17 protein-coding genes and 1 pseudogene are annotated in these 17,568 nt (G+C 62.2%); all 18 read left to right on the forward strand.

Annotated elements, in window-relative coordinates; genetic code table 11:
* Positions 1-84 (forward strand): annotated as a pseudogene (gene sdhB, locus NCT03_RS15855) (succinate dehydrogenase iron-sulfur subunit); the annotation flags it as partial.
* Between the two features lie 13 nt (positions 85-97).
* Entirely contained in the window at positions 98-394 is a 297-nt protein-coding gene (locus NCT03_RS15860) for an FAD assembly factor SdhE (RefSeq protein ID WP_250493101.1), read from the forward strand.
* A gap of 147 nt (positions 395-541) precedes the next feature.
* Positions 542-1,843: a citrate synthase gene (gene gltA, locus NCT03_RS15865; RefSeq protein WP_244829112.1), complete on the forward strand. Its 1,302-nt coding sequence runs from the start codon at positions 542-544 to the stop codon at positions 1,841-1,843.
* 247 nt (positions 1,844-2,090) lie between these two features.
* Positions 2,091-3,500 (forward strand): 3-isopropylmalate dehydratase large subunit, encoded by a 1,410-nt coding sequence (leuC, locus tag NCT03_RS15870; protein ID WP_244829113.1) that lies wholly within the window; start codon positions 2,091-2,093, stop codon positions 3,498-3,500.
* A 9-nt stretch (positions 3,501-3,509) separates the two neighbouring features.
* Complete coding sequence (locus NCT03_RS15875; RefSeq protein WP_250466478.1) at positions 3,510-3,647, forward strand: entericidin A/B family lipoprotein; 138 nt, start codon at positions 3,510-3,512, stop codon at positions 3,645-3,647.
* A 71-nt stretch (positions 3,648-3,718) separates the two neighbouring features.
* Positions 3,719-4,369, forward strand: coding sequence for a 3-isopropylmalate dehydratase small subunit (leuD, locus tag NCT03_RS15880; RefSeq protein WP_244829115.1), 651 nt, complete (start codon positions 3,719-3,721; stop codon positions 4,367-4,369).
* 141 nt (positions 4,370-4,510) lie between these two features.
* A complete protein-coding gene (gene leuB, locus NCT03_RS15885) occupies positions 4,511-5,578 on the forward strand; it encodes a 3-isopropylmalate dehydrogenase (RefSeq protein WP_250466479.1) in 1,068 nt (355 codons plus the stop codon).
* A 376-nt stretch (positions 5,579-5,954) separates the two neighbouring features.
* Positions 5,955-7,076 (forward strand): aspartate-semialdehyde dehydrogenase, encoded by a 1,122-nt coding sequence (gene asd / locus NCT03_RS15890; protein ID WP_250493102.1) that lies wholly within the window; start codon positions 5,955-5,957, stop codon positions 7,074-7,076.
* Between the two features lie 183 nt (positions 7,077-7,259).
* The gene (locus tag NCT03_RS15895) at positions 7,260-9,323 is read left to right on the forward strand and encodes a motility hub landmark protein FimV (protein ID WP_250493103.1); all 2,064 of its coding nucleotides are present in this window, start codon (positions 7,260-7,262) and stop codon (positions 9,321-9,323) included.
* Between the two features lies 1 nt (position 9,324).
* Positions 9,325-10,128 carry a tRNA pseudouridine(38-40) synthase TruA gene (gene truA, locus NCT03_RS15900; protein ID WP_250493104.1) on the forward strand — a complete coding sequence of 268 codons (804 nt, stop codon included), beginning with the start codon at positions 9,325-9,327 and terminating at the stop codon, positions 10,126-10,128.
* Entirely contained in the window at positions 10,125-10,793 is a 669-nt protein-coding gene (locus NCT03_RS15905; protein WP_250493105.1) for a phosphoribosylanthranilate isomerase, read from the forward strand. The genes truA and NCT03_RS15905 overlap by 4 nt, the downstream gene beginning before the upstream one ends.
* Before the next feature lie 51 nt (positions 10,794-10,844).
* Positions 10,845-12,038, forward strand: coding sequence for a tryptophan synthase subunit beta (gene trpB, locus NCT03_RS15910; RefSeq protein ID WP_250493106.1), 1,194 nt, complete (start codon positions 10,845-10,847; stop codon positions 12,036-12,038).
* 8 nt (positions 12,039-12,046) lie between these two features.
* Positions 12,047-12,901: a DNA-methyltransferase gene (locus NCT03_RS15915; protein WP_250493107.1), complete on the forward strand. Its 855-nt coding sequence runs from the start codon at positions 12,047-12,049 to the stop codon at positions 12,899-12,901.
* A gap of 80 nt (positions 12,902-12,981) precedes the next feature.
* Positions 12,982-13,785 carry a tryptophan synthase subunit alpha gene (gene trpA, locus NCT03_RS15920; protein WP_250493108.1) on the forward strand — a complete coding sequence of 268 codons (804 nt, stop codon included), beginning with the start codon at positions 12,982-12,984 and terminating at the stop codon, positions 13,783-13,785.
* A 71-nt stretch (positions 13,786-13,856) separates the two neighbouring features.
* The gene (accD, locus tag NCT03_RS15925; protein WP_244829127.1) at positions 13,857-14,729 is read left to right on the forward strand and encodes an acetyl-CoA carboxylase, carboxyltransferase subunit beta; all 873 of its coding nucleotides are present in this window, start codon (positions 13,857-13,859) and stop codon (positions 14,727-14,729) included.
* A 76-nt stretch (positions 14,730-14,805) separates the two neighbouring features.
* Positions 14,806-16,116, forward strand: coding sequence for a bifunctional tetrahydrofolate synthase/dihydrofolate synthase (folC, locus tag NCT03_RS15930; protein WP_250466485.1), 1,311 nt, complete (start codon positions 14,806-14,808; stop codon positions 16,114-16,116).
* A gap of 61 nt (positions 16,117-16,177) precedes the next feature.
* Entirely contained in the window at positions 16,178-16,996 is an 819-nt protein-coding gene (locus NCT03_RS15935) for an SPOR domain-containing protein (RefSeq protein ID WP_250493109.1), read from the forward strand.
* A gap of 17 nt (positions 16,997-17,013) precedes the next feature.
* Positions 17,014-17,553 (forward strand): CvpA family protein, encoded by a 540-nt coding sequence (locus NCT03_RS15940; protein WP_250493110.1) that lies wholly within the window; start codon positions 17,014-17,016, stop codon positions 17,551-17,553.
* Positions 17,554-17,568 lie beyond the last annotated feature (15 nt).

Below are 17,568 nucleotides of genomic sequence, written 5' to 3' on the forward strand. Positions count from 1 at the left end.
TGCGTCGACGTGTGCCCGAAGGGGCTCAACCCGACCAAGGCGATCGGCAAGATCAAGGAATTGATGGTGCGCCGCGCTGTCTGAGATGGGCTAAGAGATGGTCGACAATTCAAGCAATACCGCGGACGACAGTCCGCATCAGTCCGACCCCCTTCGCCGCGCGCGTCTTCGCTGGCGTGCGCGGCGCGGCCTGCTGGAAAACGATCTGATCTTCGAGCGTTTTTTCAGCCGATATGAGCATGACCTCAGTGACGCCGACGTGTTCGCGTTGACCCGTCTGCTGGAGCTGAGCGACAACGAACTGATGGATTTGTTGCTGGCGCGCACCGAGCCCGAAGGCGAGCTTGCGACGCCCGATGCAATCCGTCTGCTAGGTATGCTGCGTACCGTGTGATTTCAGCAGGAATCCACGGAGTTCTGCACAATAAGCCGAAATAAACGAATTAAGGCCGCAAGAGGCCCACAGTACAGTTTGTGCCGCGCAGCTTCCGTCGTGCAAATTATCGAGAACCTGTATCCATACTTCGATTGAGGATGTGCTATGACCCCGTCAGATGTTAAAGCCACGCTATCGTTCAGCGACAACTCGCCGAGCGTCGAAATGCCGATCTACAAGGGCACCATGGGCCCGGACGTGATCGACATTCGCAAGTTGTACGGTCAGACCGGCAAGTTCACGTATGACCCGGGCTTCATGTCGACGGCAGCGTGCAATTCCGCGATTACGTATATCGACGGCGACAAGGGCGAACTGCTCTATCGCGGATATCCGATCGAAGAACTGGCGGTGAACGCCGACTTCCTCGAAACCTGCTATCTGCTGCTGAAGGGCGAATTGCCGACCGCCGCGCAGAACCAGGAATTCGTGGATACGGTCACGCGCCACACGATGGTGCATGAGCAAATGCACTTCTTCTTCCGCGGTTTCCGTCGCGACGCGCACCCCATGGCCGTCCTCGTCGCCGCAGTCGGCGCGCTGTCGGCGTTCTACCATGACTCGCTGAATATCAACGACCCGCGTCATCGCGAAGTGTCGGCTATCCGCATGATCGCCAAGCTGCCGACGCTGGTGGCCATGGCGTACAAGTTCAGCATCGGTCAACCGTTCGTTTATCCGAAGAACGATCTGTCGTATAGCGCGAACTTCATGTACATGATGTTCTCGAACCCGTGCGAAGAGTACAAAGTCAACGACGTGCTGGTGCGCGCGCTCGACCGTATCCTCATCCTGCACGCGGACCACGAGCAAAACGCGTCGACCTCCACGGTGCGTCTCGCGGGTTCGTCGGGCGCCAATCCGTTTGCGTGTATTGCAGCCGGTATCGCGTGTCTGTGGGGCCCGGCGCACGGCGGCGCGAACGAAGCCGCGCTGAACATGCTGGAAGAAATCGGCTCGGTCGACAACATCGCCGAGTTCATCAAGCAGGTGAAGGACAAGAACTCGGGCGTGAAGCTGATGGGCTTCGGCCACCGCGTCTACAAGAATTACGATCCCCGCGCGAAGCTCATGCGCGAAACCTGCCACGAAGTGCTGAACGAGCTCGGTCTGCATGACGACCCGCTCTTCAAGCTTGCGATGGAACTGGAAAAGATCGCGCTGGAAGACGAATACTTCGTGTCGCGCAAGCTGTACCCGAACGTAGACTTTTACTCGGGCATCGTGCAGCGCGCGCTGGGCATTCCGACGTCCATGTTCACGTGTATCTTCGCAATGGCCCGTACGGTTGGCTGGATCGCGCAGTGGAACGAGATGATCGCCGATCCGGAACAAAAGATCGGCCGTCCGCGTCAGTTGTTCATTGGTCAAACGCCGCGTGATGCAAAGGCGCTGGACAAGCGTTAAGCGCACGCAGGTTAGGTTGGATGAAAGCCCCGGCGAGTGATTGCCGGGGCTTTTTGCTTTTGGCTTCTTTCTCGTCCGTCTTCTTATCCGGGTATCGCTGATCCAGGTACCGAACCCACCACCCAACCCACTGTTTTTAATGGATTTTTCCGTAGCCTAGTACTATCCACGCGCTCCTTGAGAGTGGCATAATCGACTCACAAGTCGTCAAACTGAAAACCCCGCAGTCACACTCCAAAGCGCTCACATGGCACAGACTCTCTACGACAAACTGTGGAACACACACGTGATCCACACGGAAGAGGACGGCACGTCGATCCTCTACATCGACCGTCACCTGCTGCACGAAGTGACGAGCCCGCAGGCCTTCGAAGGCCTGAAGCTGGCCGAGCGCCCGGTGTGGCGCATCAGCGCGAACCTGGCCGTGTCCGACCACAACGTGCCGACCACCGACCGTTCGCACGGCATTGCTGATCCCGTGTCGAAGCTGCAAGTCGATACGCTCGACTCCAATTGCGATAGCTTCGGCATCACTCAGTTCAAGATGAACGATCTGCGTCAGGGCATCGTGCACATCATCGGGCCGGAACAGGGCGCGACGCTGCCGGGCATGACCATCGTCTGCGGCGACTCGCACACCTCCACGCACGGCGCGTTCGGCGCGCTCGCGCACGGCATCGGCACCTCGGAAGTGGAGCACGTGCTCGCCACGCAAACGCTCTTGCAGAAGAAGAGCAAGAACCTGCTCATTAAGGTCGAAGGCCAATTGCCGCGCGGCTGCACCGCGAAGGACATCGTGCTCGCGATCATCGGCAAGATCGGCACGGCGGGCGGCACCGGTTACGCCATGGAATTCGGCGGCTCGACCATCCGCGCGCTCACCATGGAAGGCCGCATGACGGTCTGCAACATGGCGATCGAAGCGGGCGCGCGCGCCGGCATGGTGGCCGTCGACGACACCACGATCAACTATCTCAAGGATCGTCCGTACTCGCCGCAGGGCGTCGAGTGGAATCAGGCGGTCGAGTACTGGCGTCAGTTCAAGTCGGACCCAGACGCGCAGTTCGACCGCGTGGTCGAACTCAATGCGGCCGAAATCGTGCCGCAAGTCACGTGGGGCACGTCGCCGGAAATGGTCACGTCGGTCGATGGCCGCGTGCCCGATCCCGAGCGCGAAAAAGATCCGGTCAAGCGCGACGCCATGGAACGCGCGCTGCACTACATGGCGCTGCAACCGAACACGCCAATCGAGGCCATCAAGCCGGACAAAATCTTCATCGGCTCGTGCACGAATGCGCGTATTGAAGACCTGCGCGCCGCCGCGTATGTGGTGAAGACGCTCGGCCGCCGCGTGGCATCGAACATTCGTCTGGCGATGGTCGTGCCGGGCTCCGGTCTCGTGAAAGCGCAGGCCGAGCGGGAAGGGCTCGACAAGATTTTCACCAACGCGGGCTTCGAATGGCGCGAGCCGGGATGCTCCATGTGCCTCGCCATGAACGCGGACCGGCTCGATCCGGGCGAGCGCTGCGCATCGACGTCGAACCGCAATTTCGAAGGGCGTCAAGGCGCGGGCGGACGCACGCATCTGGTGAGCCCGGCAATGGCGGCCGCCGCTGCAATCGAAGGTCACTTCGTCGACGTTCGCAAGCTCGCCTGACTCGGTGCGATGAAGCGAAATCTACTCTCGCTCGTGGTTGCCGCCGGTTGTCTGCTCACACTGACACTCGCGGGCTGCAACACGATGCACGGTTTCGGCGAAGATTTGCAGCATCTGGGCAATTCGATCAGCAACGCGGCTAAGTAGGCGAGCCGCATTCATCCGGCAAGGCGCGCCAAGCATTGCCGGATCTGCAACAGACAAAGGGCTCAAGCGTCATGGAAAAATTCATTGTGCATAGCGGCCTCGTGGCGCCGCTGGATCGCGAAAACGTCGACACCGACGCGATCATTCCGAAGCAGTTCCTGAAGTCGATCAAGCGCACCGGCTTCGGTCCCAACGCGTTCGACGAATGGCGTTATCTCGATGTCGGCCAGCCGGGACAGGACAACAGCAAGCGCCCGCTGAACCCGGATTTCGTGCTGAATCAGCAGCGTTACCAGGGCGCGTCGATTCTGCTCACGCGCAAGAACTTCGGCTGCGGCAGCTCGCGGGAACACGCGCCGTGGGCGCTGGATCAATACGGCTTTCGCGCGATCATCGCGCCGAGCTTCGCGGACATTTTCTATAACAACTGCTTCAAGAACGGGCTGCTGCCGGTGGCGCTGACGGAGCAGCAAGTGGACAAGCTGTTCAACGAGACCAACGCGTTCGTGGGTTATACGCTGACCGTCGATCTCGAAGCGCAAGTCGTGCGTACGGGCGACGGCACCGAGTATTCTTTCGAAGTCCCGGGCTTTCGCAAGTACTGTCTGCTGAACGGCTTCGACGATATCGCGCTGACCCTGCGCCACGCGGACAAGATTCGTCAGTACGAGACGGAACGGCTGACGAAGCAGCCGTGGCTGAACAATCGGCTGGTTGGATAAGAGCCTGTATTCGGCCTGCGCTCAGATGCAGGCGCGCTTTTAGTGACGTTGTTCGTGTCCGAGAAACCCGACACGACGGCGCGAACCAAACCGGGAAGCTCCGCAAGCGCGGAGCGCGTCCTGTGAATAAGGAATCGAGACATGAAGATTGCAGTCCTCCCCGGCGACGGTATCGGTCCGGAAATCACCGCCGAGGCGGTCAAGGTGCTGAACGCGCTTGGTGAGAAGTTCGAACTCGAAGAAGCGCCCGTTGGCGGCGCGGGTTACGAGGCGAAGGGCCATCCGCTGCCGGATGCGACGCTGCAACTCGCCAAGGACGCCGACGCGATCCTTTTCGGCGCCGTCGGCGACTGGAAGTATGACAAGCTCGAACGCGCGTTGCGCCCGGAGCAAGCCATTCTCGGTCTGCGCAAGCATCTGCAACTGTTCGCGAACTTCCGTCCGGCCATTTGCTATCCGCAATTGACGGGTGCTTCGTCGCTGAAGGCCGAGATCGTGTCGGGGCTCGATATCCTGATCGTGCGTGAACTGAACGGTGACATCTACTTTGGCCAGCCACGCGGCGTGCGTGCTGCGCCGGACGGCTTGTTCGAAGGCGCGCAGGAAGGCTTCGACACCATGCGTTACGCGGAACCGGAAGTGCGGCGCATTGCGCATGTCGCGTTTCAGGCTGCGCAAAAGCGTCAGAAGAAGTTGACGAGCGTGGACAAGGCGAACGTGCTCGAAACATCGCAATTCTGGCGCGACATCATGATCGATGTGTCCAAGGAATATCCGGACGTCGAGCTGTCGCACATGTATGTCGATAACGCGGCGATGCAGCTGGTCAAGGCGCCCAAGGCTTTCGACGTGGTCGTGACGGGCAACATGTTCGGCGACATTCTCTCCGACGAAGCCGCGATGCTCACCGGTTCCATCGGCATGTTGCCTTCGGCGTCGCTCGACAAGAACAACAAGGGCTTGTACGAGCCGTCGCATGGTTCGGCGCCGGATATCGCGGGCAAGGGCGTGGCCAATCCGCTTGCGACCATTCTCTCCGCCGCGATGATGCTGCGCTACTCGCTCGGCAAGACGGAGCAAGCCGACCGTATCGAAAGCGCGGTGAAGAAGGTGCTGGAGCAGGGCTACCGCACCGGCGATATCGCGACGCCCGACGGCAAAGTCGTCGGCACGAAGGAAATGGGCGACGCGGTGCTCAAGGCGCTCTAAAAAAACTCGCGATCGGCTGTTGCGACAAATGCAGCCGATCGTGACGTTTATCCTATTTTTACCCGTTTTACGGCACGATTCGCGGCGATTCGGTTCGAGATTCACGAAATAGCCCGGTTATCGTGTAGACTGTTTTGCTATGGCGAAGAACTCTCAATTCTCTTTGGAATCCATCGGACGCGGCTCAAAAGTCAGCGCGACGGGTCTCGCCATCAGCACGCGCGGTTACGCCATCGTTGGCGTCGCCAAAACGCGCATTACGAAAACCTCCATCAAAGCGATCACGATTCGCTGATCGTCCCTCGTGTCCGAGCGTCTTCCCCGCGCGGCCACGCCGGGTAAGGATGCGGGGAAGCTACCACTGGAAGGGTGAGTCATGAACGTAGGTCTCGTTGGTTGGCGCGGCATGGTCGGCAGCGTCCTGATGCAGCGCATGCAGCAGGAAGGCGACTTCGACCTGATCGAACCGGTGTTTTTCAGCACCAGCAATGCGGGCGGCAACGCGCCGTCGTTCGCCAAGAACGAGACTAAGCTCAAAGACGCGACGAGCATCGACGACCTGAAGAAGTGTGACGCCATCATTACGTGTCAAGGCGGCGACTACACCAACGAGGTGTATCCGAAGCTGCGCGCGGCGGGCTGGAAAGGTTATTGGATCGACGCGGCCTCGGCGCTGCGCATGAAGGACGACGCGGTCATCATTCTCGATCCGGTCAACCTGAACGTCATCAAGGACTCGCTCGTCAAGGGCGGGCGCGATTTCATCGGCGGCAATTGCACGGTCAGCCTCATGCTGATGGCGCTCGGCGGCCTGTTCCGCGAAAACCTCGTCGAATGGACGACGGCCATGACGTATCAGGCCGCATCCGGCGCGGGTGCGCAGAACATGCGCGAACTGCTGCAGCAAATGGGTGTGCTTTACGGCGCCGCCAAGGAAGACCTGGCCGACCCGTCTTCCGCCATCCTCGATATCGACCGCCGCGTGCTGGCTGCAATGAACGGCGAACGCATGCCCGTCGACAATTTCGGCGTGCCGCTCGCAGGCTCGCTGATCCCGTGGATCGACAAGGATCTCGGCGACGGCATGTCGAAGGAAGAGTGGAAGGGCGGCGCGGAAACCAACAAGATTCTCGGCAAGCTCGCAATGGGTCAGCCGGGCTCGGTTCCCGTGGATGGGCTTTGCGTGCGGATCGGCGCCATGCGCTGCCATTCGCAAGCGCTGACCATCAAGCTCGCGAAGGACGTGCCGCTCGACGAAGTGCACGGCATCCTGGCATCGGCGAACGACTGGGTGAAGGTCGTGCCGAACGAGCGCGAAGCATCCATCCGCGATCTGTCGCCTGCAGTCGTCACGGGCACGCTTACGGTGCCGGTTGGCCGTCTGCGCAAGCTCGCCATGGGCGGTGAATATCTATCCGCGTTCACGGTCGGCGACCAGCTCTTGTGGGGTGCTGCCGAGCCGCTGCGCCGCATGCTGCGCATTCTGTTGGACAAGTAAAGTAAACTACGCGCTTATGAGCGCGGCTTGACGAGAAGCGTCGCGTTTATCGCGGCGCTTTTTCGTTTGTGCAGCCGGTTTTGTCATGGAACGTGTCCGCGTGACCGTTCGACGAAAAATCCACCCGCGCGCGTTTGTCATGGCAGTGTTTCGATTCAACCTTCGCCGTTCCCTGGAGTTTCAATGATTCATCGACCTGGCCGGTCTTTCAACACGCCATCGCGCGCGGCGTTCGCTGCGGCTGGCATTGTCGCGTCCGCGGTGCTCGCCGCGCATCCGGGCGCGGCTCTCGCGCAGGCGAGCGAGGTTGCAGCAGGCGCTACGCAGCAGTACGCGGTGAAGCCCGGTCAGTCGCTGAGCGATATCGCCGGCGAACTCACCGGTTCCAAGGAACGCGCCGTCAAGGAAAAGATGGCGCGCGCCCTGTTCGAAGCCAATCCGAACGCGTTCGCCGGGCACGACATCAATCGGTTGAAGCTCGGTTCGGTGTTGAACGTGCCGGCAACGGATGCGGGCGGAGCGTCCGCGCCGGTCTCGGCGTCCGCATCGACGCCAGCGCCGGTCCCGCAGGAAAACGCAACGGCGGGCGCATCTGCGACTGGCGTTGCACCGGCGTCAGCGACTCAAGGCGCCGCGAGCGAGCCCGCGCCGCCCGAAGCAGCCTCGAATCCCGCGCTTGTTGCGAGCGCGCCGAATGCCGTTGCGCCGGCGTCCGAGGCAAGTACCACAATGGCGCCCGCGAAGCCCGAGGTCGCCACTTCCGCTGCGGCGCCCGCGACCGGGTCGCCGCTTTCGGACCCCAGGATTTTCCTTGGTGGGCTGGTTGGGCTGAGTGTCATATTCGGCCAGTGGTATATCAGAAGGCGTAATCGCGCCAAACTCGAAGCGGCGAGAGCGGCAGCGGACCCGCGCGCGCCGCGAACCTTTTCCTCGATGGAAGAAGCGGAAGCAGACGCCGCCGCGCGTAACGAAAAGCTGCGTCAGCAACGCGAGCGCGAGCGTTTGGCTGCTATCGCCGTGGCGAGCGTAGATGGCAAGGCGGTTCAGCGCGACGATCAGTCGGAACTGAACGCGGTGGCGGCGAGCATCGAGGATTACGATGCGGCGCAAGTTTTCCCCACGCCGTCCGATGACGACGCGGTCGCGCGCATGACGCCATCGGCCAGGAATCCGGCGTCGCAAGCCGAGCCGTTCGTTCCCGCGACGCCCGCCGCTTTGCACGCGGAATTCGTGCCATCCGCGCGCGAAGAATCATCGAACGACGCCGACGCGCACGAAACGCATGCCCGTGAAATCGCTGCACGCCAGGCTGCCGCGCTCGAAGCGCGCAAATGGGAAGAACAGGAGCGCGAAGCCGCCGCGCGACAGGCTGCGCATCAGGAAGCCGAGGAACGGGAGACGCGCGCACGTGAGCTCGCGGCCCGCGAGGCGCTCGCCCGCGATCTGTCCGCCCGCGAGACGCAATTGCGCGAAGCCGAAGCGCGCGATGCCGCCGAGCACGCGGAACAGGCCCGCGAGGCGGCGGCGCGCGAAATCATCGCTCGCGAAGCCGAACTGCGCGAAGCTCAGGCGCGTGCGGCCGCCGAGGAAGCCGCCGAGCAGCGCGCGGCAGAACAGCGCGAGATCGAGCACGCAGCGCTCGACGTGCCGCCCGAGCCGGAACTCGACGACGATCCATCGCCCGGTCATCGTTTCCCGATGCCCAAGTTTCCAAAAGAAGCAATCCAGGCGCTCGACTCGCTCGAACTCGGTCTGCCGCCGCGTCTCGAACTGACGCTGAACGCGCCTCATGAGTTGGCGAGTTCGCCGCCGCAGGCGCTTGAAGCCGCGCCCCGTGAGTCCGCTGACGCGGCGCCGTTGCCGTTCATCCCGCAGCCGGTGGCCCACGCGCAGACGGCTCACGAGGACTTGCCGCCCGTGCCGCGAGGGGATTCCGTCGTCGCTCAGATCGAAGCCGGCACTGCAGGCGCCGCGGCGGTGGCCGGCCTCGGAGCCACCCAGTACGGCCCGCTGAGCCTCGACTTCGACCTGAATCTGCCGGCGAGCCAGACAGCACCGTTGCCGGCGCTGACGCCTTCGCAACTCGCGACGATCGCGCGAAACAAGCTCGAACTAGCGACCGAATACATCGAACTGGGCGATTTGTCGGGCGCGCGTACGTTGCTTCAGGAAGTGCTCGCCTCGAACGATTCAGCCACGCGTCCGCAAGCCGCCGCGTTGCTTTCGACGCTCGCGCCGCATTCCTGAAATGCGCATTGCATTAGGCGTTCAGTACGACGGCTCGGCGTTTTCCGGCTGGCAATCTCAGCCGCACGGCAACACGGTGCAGGACGAACTCGAGCGCGCGCTCGGGGAGTTCGCGCAGACTCGTTTGCAGACGGTCGTCGCCGGACGGACAGATACCGGGGTTCACGGCCTGGGCCAAGTCGTGCACTTCGACACGGAACTCGACCGTACCGAGTTTTCCTGGGTGCGCGGCACGAATGCGTTTTTGCCGGAAACGATCGCGGTGCAATGGGCGAAGCCGATGCCCGCCGACTTCCACGCCCGCTTCAGCGCATTCGAACGCACTTACTATTACGTGCTGTACATCAATGCGGTCCGTTCACCCATGCTCGCGAAACGCGCTGGCTGGGTGCACACGCCGCTGGATGTCGGCGCGATGCGTGAATCGGTGGCGTGTCTTATCGGCGAGCACGACTTTTCGTCGTTCCGCGCGGCGGATTGCCAGTCGAAAACGCCGGTCAAGCATGTGTATCGGATCGATGTACGCGAGCAGGGCAACTTCGTGCACTTCCGGTTTCGCGCCAATGCGTTTTTGCATCATATGGTACGCAATCTAATGGGATGCTTCGTTGCCATTGGCCGGGGAAAACATCCGGTTTCGTGGATGACCGACGTACTCGCCGCGCGCGACCGTCGTATCGCCGCGCCGACCTTCATGCCGGACGGCCTATATCTGGCGGAAGTCGGTTATCCGGCGCAATTCGCGGTGCCGCCTGCGCATATCGAAAGCATGCCGTGGAGCGCCGTCTGGGCGAACGAGAAATGAGCGAACGGGATCTTCATCGAACGAGAATCAAGCTGTGCGGACTTTCACGCGCCGAAGACGTGCGCCACGCCGTAGCGCTCGGCGCGGACGCCGTGGGCTTCGTTTTCTATCCACCGAGTCCGCGTTCGGTGAGCGTTGCGCAAGCCGTCGAACTGGCTCGGCATGTGCCGCCGCTAGTGTCGGCGGTCGGTTTGTTCGTCAACGCGACGCCGGAATGGGTGAGAGAAGTCACGTCGAACGTTCCTCTGTCCATTTTGCAGTTTCACGGCGACGAGACACCCGAACAATGCGCCGAGTTGGCCGCAATTGCGGGTTTGCCCTATTGGCGCGCATTGCGAATCGGGCCTGATGCTGCAACGAGCGATTTGATAGAATCGTCTCTTAAATTTGCAGATGCTGACGGCATTCTTCTCGACGCGCTCGTCGAGGGCTTTGGCGGCGGCGGGAAGATATTTGATTGGTCACTTATCCCAACAGATCTAGGGCATCGGGCCGTTTTGAGTGGTGGGTTGAACACGCAAAACGTCAGTGAAGCCATCCGGCGCGTGCGCCCGTTCGCGGTCGATGTCTCAAGCGGCATCGAAACGCCGGGCGCCAAGGGCGTGAAAGATCCCGCCCGGATGGCGGCATTCGTGCGCGCGGTGCGCGAAGCGGATGCCAGCTGAATAAAAATGTGAATTCGCCGCAATGGCACTTCACCACCGAAGAGTGACGTAATGTACAACTTACCAGACGAAAGAGGCCATTTCGGCCAATATGGCGGCATTTTCGTGTCTGAAACGCTCATCCACGCGCTCGATGAATTGCGCGTCGCGTATGAAGCCGCTCAGCAAGATCCCGAGTTCCAGGCGGAGTATCACTACGAACTGAAGCATTATGTGGGTCGCCCTTCTCCGATTTATCACGCAAAGCGCTGGAGCGAAATGCTTGGCGGCGCGCAGCTTTATTTGAAGCGCGAGGACCTGAATCACACCGGCGCGCACAAGGTCAACAATGTGATCGGCCAGGCGCTGCTTGCGCGCCAGATGGGCAAGAAGCGTGTGATCGCCGAGACGGGCGCAGGTCAGCACGGTGTTGCAACCGCCACCATTGCCGCGCGCTTCGGCATGGAATGCGTGGTGTACATGGGCGTCGAGGACGTGCGGCGTCAGGCTGCGAACGTGTATCGGATGAAGCTGCTGGGCGCGACGGTCGTGCCGGTCGAATCGGGCTCGAAGACGCTGAAAGACGCGCTCAACGAAGCCATGCGCGACTGGGTGACGAACGTCGAGAGCACGTTCTACATCATCGGCACGGTGGCGGGCCCGCATCCTTATCCGATGATGGTGCGCGACTTCCAGCGTGTGATCGGCGACGAATGCAAGGTGCAAATGCCCGAAATGGCTGGTCGACAGCCGGACGCGGTGATAGCGTGCGTAGGCGGTGGATCGAACGCGATGGGCATCTTTTATCCCTATATCGACGACAAGGGCGTGCGTCTGATTGGCGTCGAGGCAGCTGGCGACGGAATGGACACCGGCCGTCACGCAGCCTCGCTCATGGGCGGTAGTCCTGGCGTTTTGCACGGCAATCGCACCTATCTCTTGCAGGACGACAACGGCCAGATCATCGAGACGCATTCGGTTTCGGCGGGTCTCGACTATCCGGGCGTCGGTCCCGAGCACGCATGGCTGAAGGACGCGGGACGGGCCGAGTATGTTGGCATCACGGATGAGGAAGCGCTCAAGGCCTTCCACGACTGCTGCCGCATCGAAGGCATCATCCCGGCGCTCGAATCGAGTCACGCGCTGGCGTATGGCGCGAAGCTCGCGAAGACGCTGCCGCGCGACAAGGTGCTGCTCGTCAACCTGTCGGGCCGGGGCGACAAGGACATGCACACGGTCGCCGAGCGATCGGGCATTCAGTTCTGAGCGGCCGGATGCGCACTGTCATCGACGAACCGTTGTCCGTCGGCGCGCTCACGGGCGCCGACATCGATATCCGCAATCGCGATTTCCTGGCCGATGCCGCGACCATTCCCGACGCGTCGATCGACTTGATCGTCGCGGACCCGCCCTATGGTTTGGGCAAGGACTACGGGAACGACTCGGACATGCGGTCCGGAGAAGCCTTCCTTGAATGGACGTACGGCTGGCTTGAACTGGCCTTGCCAAAGCTCAAGCGAAGCGGTTCGATGTACATCTTCTGCACCTGGCAGTATTCGCCAGAGCTGTTCGTGTTTCTCAAGCGCCGCCTGATGATGGTCAATGAGATCGTCTGGGACCGGCGTGTACCGAGCATGGGCGGAACGACGCGAAAATTCTCGTCGGTGCATGACAACATCGGCTATTTCGCGGTATCGAAGGACTATTACTTTGATCTCGATCCAGTGCGCATTCCTTACGACGCAGTGACGAAGAAGGCGCGCTCGCGCAAGATTTTCGAAGGCAGCAAGTGGCTGGAGATGGGCTACAACCCGAAAGACGTGTGGTCGGTGTCGCGTTTGCACCGGCAGCATGCGGAACGGGTCGATCATCCGACACAAAAGCCGCTGGAGATCATCGAACGGATGGTGCTTGCCAGTTGCCCGCCGGGCGGCCGCGTGCTTGATCCATTCATGGGCAGCGGCACCACGGGCGTTGCCTGCGCGCGTCACGGACGGCTCTTCACCGGATACGAGATAAACGCGGACTACTGTGCGATCGCTGAACAGCGCACGGCGCAGGGACGCGAGGATCGATTGCAGGTTTTGCGCGCACCTAGCGTCAGTCTCGTACCGGAAGCTGCCCGATAGCGCCATTTTCGTCGCTGAAACGCGTCAGATGCCGAGACAACGACGTCTGACGCCCACGAATACGACTGCGAGAATTTCTCATGTCACGCATCAAAACTACATTTGCGGCACTCGCCGCCGAAGGCAAGAAGGGGCTGATTCCGTTCATTACGGCGGGCGACCCGAACCCTGAACAGACCGTCGAGTTCATGCACGCGCTGGCGAAGGGCGGCGCGGACGTCATCGAACTGGGCGTGCCGTTTTCGGACCCGATGGCCGACGGTCCCGTCATTCAGCGCTCGTCGGAACGCGCACTGGCGCGCGGCGTGACGCTCAAGCGCGTGCTTGCCGATGTCGCGCGTTTTCGCCAGACCAACGACAAAACGCCGGTCGTCCTGATGGGCTACGCCAATCCGATCGAACGCATGGGCGCGGACACTTTCGCGGCGGCCGCGAACGAAGCGGGCGTCGACGGCGTGCTGGTCGTCGATTACCCGCCCGAGGAAGCCGAGGAATTCGGCACGAAAATGCGCGCGGCCGGCATCGATCCCATCTTCCTGCTGGCGCCGACTTCGACCGACGAACGTATCGCGGCGGTCGGGAAGATTGCGAGCGGCTATGTCTATTACGTCTCGCTGAAAGGCGTGACCGGCGCGGCAAATCTGGACGTTTCCAGCATCGCGAGTAAAATCCCGGCCATCAAGTCGCATGTGCCGCTGCCGGTGGGCGTGGGTTTCGGCATCCGCGACGCGCAAACTGCCCGCGCGGTGGCTGAGATCGCGGATGCCGTGGTCATCGGCAGCCGGCTCGTGCAGTTGCTCGAAGAGGCGCCGCCGGATATCGCCGCGGCGTCGCTTACGACATTCATCGCGGAAATCAGAGCGGCACTCGACGCCGCCAAGTAAAAACGCAGTCGCGGCCGCGCCGGATTCCCTCGGCGCGGCGCCGCGACCGTCTGAACACTGAAGGAAATTCGATGAGCTGGCTCGACAAATTGTTGCCGCCCAAGATCAAACAGACCGATCCCAAAAGCCGCAAGGGCATTCCCGAAGGCCTGTGGGTGAAGTGTCCGGCGTGCGAGGCGGTGCTGTACCGCAACGACGTGGAGGCGAATCTGCATGTGTGCCCGAAGTGCAGCCACCACATGCGAATCGGCGCGCGCGAGCGGCTCGATCGTCTGCTCGATCCAGAAGGCCGCTATGAAATCGGCCAGGAAGTCTTGCCGGTCGACGCCCTCAAGTTCAAGGACAGCCGCAAGTATCCGGACCGCCTGAAAGAGGCGATGGAAGACACCGACGAAACCGACGCCATGGTCGTCATGGGCGGCGCAATCCACACCATACCGTGCGTCGTGGCGTGCTTCGAGTTCTCGTTCATGGGCGGCTCGATGGGTTCGGTGGTCGGAGAACGTTTCGTGCGCGGCGCGCGCAATGCGCTCGAACAGAACGTACCGTTCATCTGCTTCACGGCTTCGGGCGGCGCGCGCATGCAGGAAAGCCTGCTTTCGCTCATGCAGATGGCCAAAACCACTGCGCTCCTTACGAAATTGGCCGAGGCGAAACTGCCGTTCATCTCGGTGCTGACCGACCCGACCATGGGCGGGGTGTCCGCGAGCTTCGCGTTTCTGGGCGATGTGGTGATTGCCGAGCCGAAAGCGCTCATCGGCTTCGCGGGTCCGCGCGTGATCGAGCAGACGGTGCGTGAAAAGCTGCCGGAAGGCTTCCAGCGCGCCGAGTTCCTGATGACGAAGGGCGCCGTCGACATGATCGTGGATCGCCGCAAGATGCGCGAGGAAATTGCCCAGTTGATGGCATTGATGACCCGACAGCCCGCCGACGCCGTCGCCTGACGGCTTCGAATGCAGCGCCGCGCCGCGCGTGAACCCGCGAGGTGCCGCGCGGCGCTTTTGTTTCCCGATCTCGAAAATGAACACTTTCCCCACTCTCGACGCCTGGCTCGCTCATCTCGAAGCGGCGCATCCGGTCGGTATCGACATGGGTCTCGCGCGCATCGGTCGCGTGAAGGAAGCGCTCGGGCTTTCCTTCGACTGCCCGGTCATCACCGTCGGCGGCACGAATGGCAAGGGCTCGACGTGCGCGATCATCGAAACCATTTTGCTGCGCGCGGGTTATCGCGTGGGCTGTCACACGTCACCGCATCTGCTTTCGTTCAACGAGCGGGCGCGCGTAGATGGCGTCGAGGCCAGTGACGCCGAGTTGCTGCAGCATTTCGAGGCCGTGGAAAAAGCGCGCGCGAGTCTCGCCGAGCCGGTCTCGCTGACTTATTTCGAATTCACGACGCTCGCGATCCTGCATCTCTTCGCCTCGCGCACACTAGACGCCGTGGTGCTCGAAGTCGGGCTCGGCGGGCGGCTGGACGCGGTCAATATCGTCGATACGGACTGCGCGGTGATCACGAGTATCGACATCGATCACACGGATTATCTCGGCGATACGCGCGAGAAAATCGGCTTCGAGAAGGCGGGCATTTTCCGCTCGGGCAAGCCCGCGATTTGCGGCGACCCGACGCCGCCGCAAAGCCTGATCGATCATGCCGAGGCGATCGGCGCGGATTTGTGGCTTGTGGGCCGCGATTTTCGCTACGAAGCGCAGCCGGGCAACGAGCGCCAGCAGTGGAGCTACATCGGACGCGCACAACGGCGTTCCGCGCTGGCTTACCCGGCGTTGAGGGGCGCGAATCAGCTCATCAATACGTCGGCCGCGCTGGCGGCGCTCGAAGCGCTGCGCGACCGTCTGGCCGTGTCTGCGCAGGATATCCGGCTGGGCCTGGCGAACGTCGAGTTGCCGGGGCGGTTCCAGGTGCTGCCGGGCAAACCGCAGATCATTTTGGATGTCGCGCACAATCCGCACGCCGCCGCCGTGCTCGGTCAGAATCTCGGCAACATGGGCTACTTTCCGTACACCTACGCGGTGTTCGGCGCAATGGGCGACAAAGACATCGAAGGCATCGTCAATCAGCTCAAGGGCGAGGTCGATCACTGGAACGTGAGCGCGTTGCCTACTCCGCGCGCCGCGTCGACCGACCGCCTGGCCAAGGTTTTGCGCGATGCCGGTGTCAACGAAGGCCCCGACAGCAGCGTTTCACAATTCGACACACCGGCCGAAGCATTTCGAGATGCGTTAAGTCGTGCGTCCGAAAATGATAGAATTTTGGTTTTTGGCAGTTTCTACACGGTTGCCGGCGTCATGGCATACCGGAAATCGCAGCATCACTGAGACGGTTGGCGGTCAGCCGCAAGGCAAACCCCCGCACCAAGCTTCTCGCACCAAGCCATACATGGGACTTTTCTCGTTCGGCAAGAAAGACGACTCCGGTCGCGACGCATATTCCGACTCACCGCGCGGCACGCGTCATACCGTCCGCACGGAACGCAGCACGCGCCGCCCCGAGCGCACCGACGCCGACGCGATGATGCTCGACCCCACGCTGCCCGAAAAGCAGCGTGCCCGGCGCAGGCTGGTCGGCGCAATCGCGCTCGTGCTGGCCGCGGTCATCGTTCTGCCCATGGTGCTGGACTCACGCCCGAAGCCCGTCACCGACGATATCTCCATCGATATTCCAAGCCGCCCCGCGCCTGCCGTGAAGCAATCGCGCGAAGCCACCGATGCCGACACGCAAGCCGGCGTCGCGCATGACGGCCCTGCGGCGACATCGAACGGCGTGGCGGCGGGCGTAGCGCAGCCCGACGCGCAAACGCCGGCGCCAGTTCAGCAACAGGCGCAGGCCAAACCGGAAGCAAAGTCCCCGGCACCCGCGAGCCAACCCGCAAAAACCCAGGCGGTCAAGCCGCAGCCGGTCGCGCCCGCTGAAGAAGCCAATACCGCCGCCAACGCACCGAGCTCGCCTTCGTCACCGGCCGGTAGCCGCTTCGTGCTGCAAATCGGCACCTTCGACGACGAAACCGCCGCGCAAAACTGGGTCAACAAGTTGAAAGCGGCCGGTGTGCCCGCATATCTCGAACATCGCAAGCAAACGGACGGCTCCACGCGCGCTCTGTTGCGCGCAGGACCGTTTGCGGATCGCACGGCGGCATCGGCGGCGCTTCAGAAGGTGCGGCAAGCCGGACTTGCCGGTGGCAAGCGGCCAGCGAACTGAGGCGAACCAGAAGCTCGATGTTCACCAGTTTCGACTATGCCGTGCTCGCCGTGATCGGCCTGTCAGCCTTGCGCGGCATGTGGCGCGGCTTTCTGGCCGAAGCGTTCGGTCTCGTCGGCTGGGTGGCGGCTATCTTGATTGCAGGGCGCTTCGTCAGCGTCGTCGTGCCGTACATACCGTCCACGTGGCCGGGCGGTGCATTGACGCAATGGCTCGTGGCGTTCCTGCTGGTGGTGGCGGCCGTGCTGCTTCTGTCGAGCGTGCTGTCCGCGCTCCTGACGCGCATCACCGAAGTCACCGGCCTGCGCGGCGTCGACCGCTCGCTGGGTTTGCTGTTCGGCCTCGCCAGAGGGGCTATATTGGTAGTCATCCTGGTCGCCCTGGCGGGCTTGACCGAACTGCCGCAGAAAGATTTTTGGCGCAATGCGCTGCTCGCGCCCATGGCCGAGCAAGGCGTGCGTGAACTGAAACCGCTGCTCCCCGCTACGCTTGCCGCGTATGTGCGTGTCGCCCCGCCCCCCGATGCCGGCGACGCGGCGCGAAACGTCGCACAATAGACGAACGGCTGGCTA

It is taken from the genome of Caballeronia sp. GAWG1-1 (assembly GCF_023631465.1).
In the GTDB taxonomy this organism is placed as follows: Bacteria; Pseudomonadota; Gammaproteobacteria; order Burkholderiales; family Burkholderiaceae; genus Caballeronia.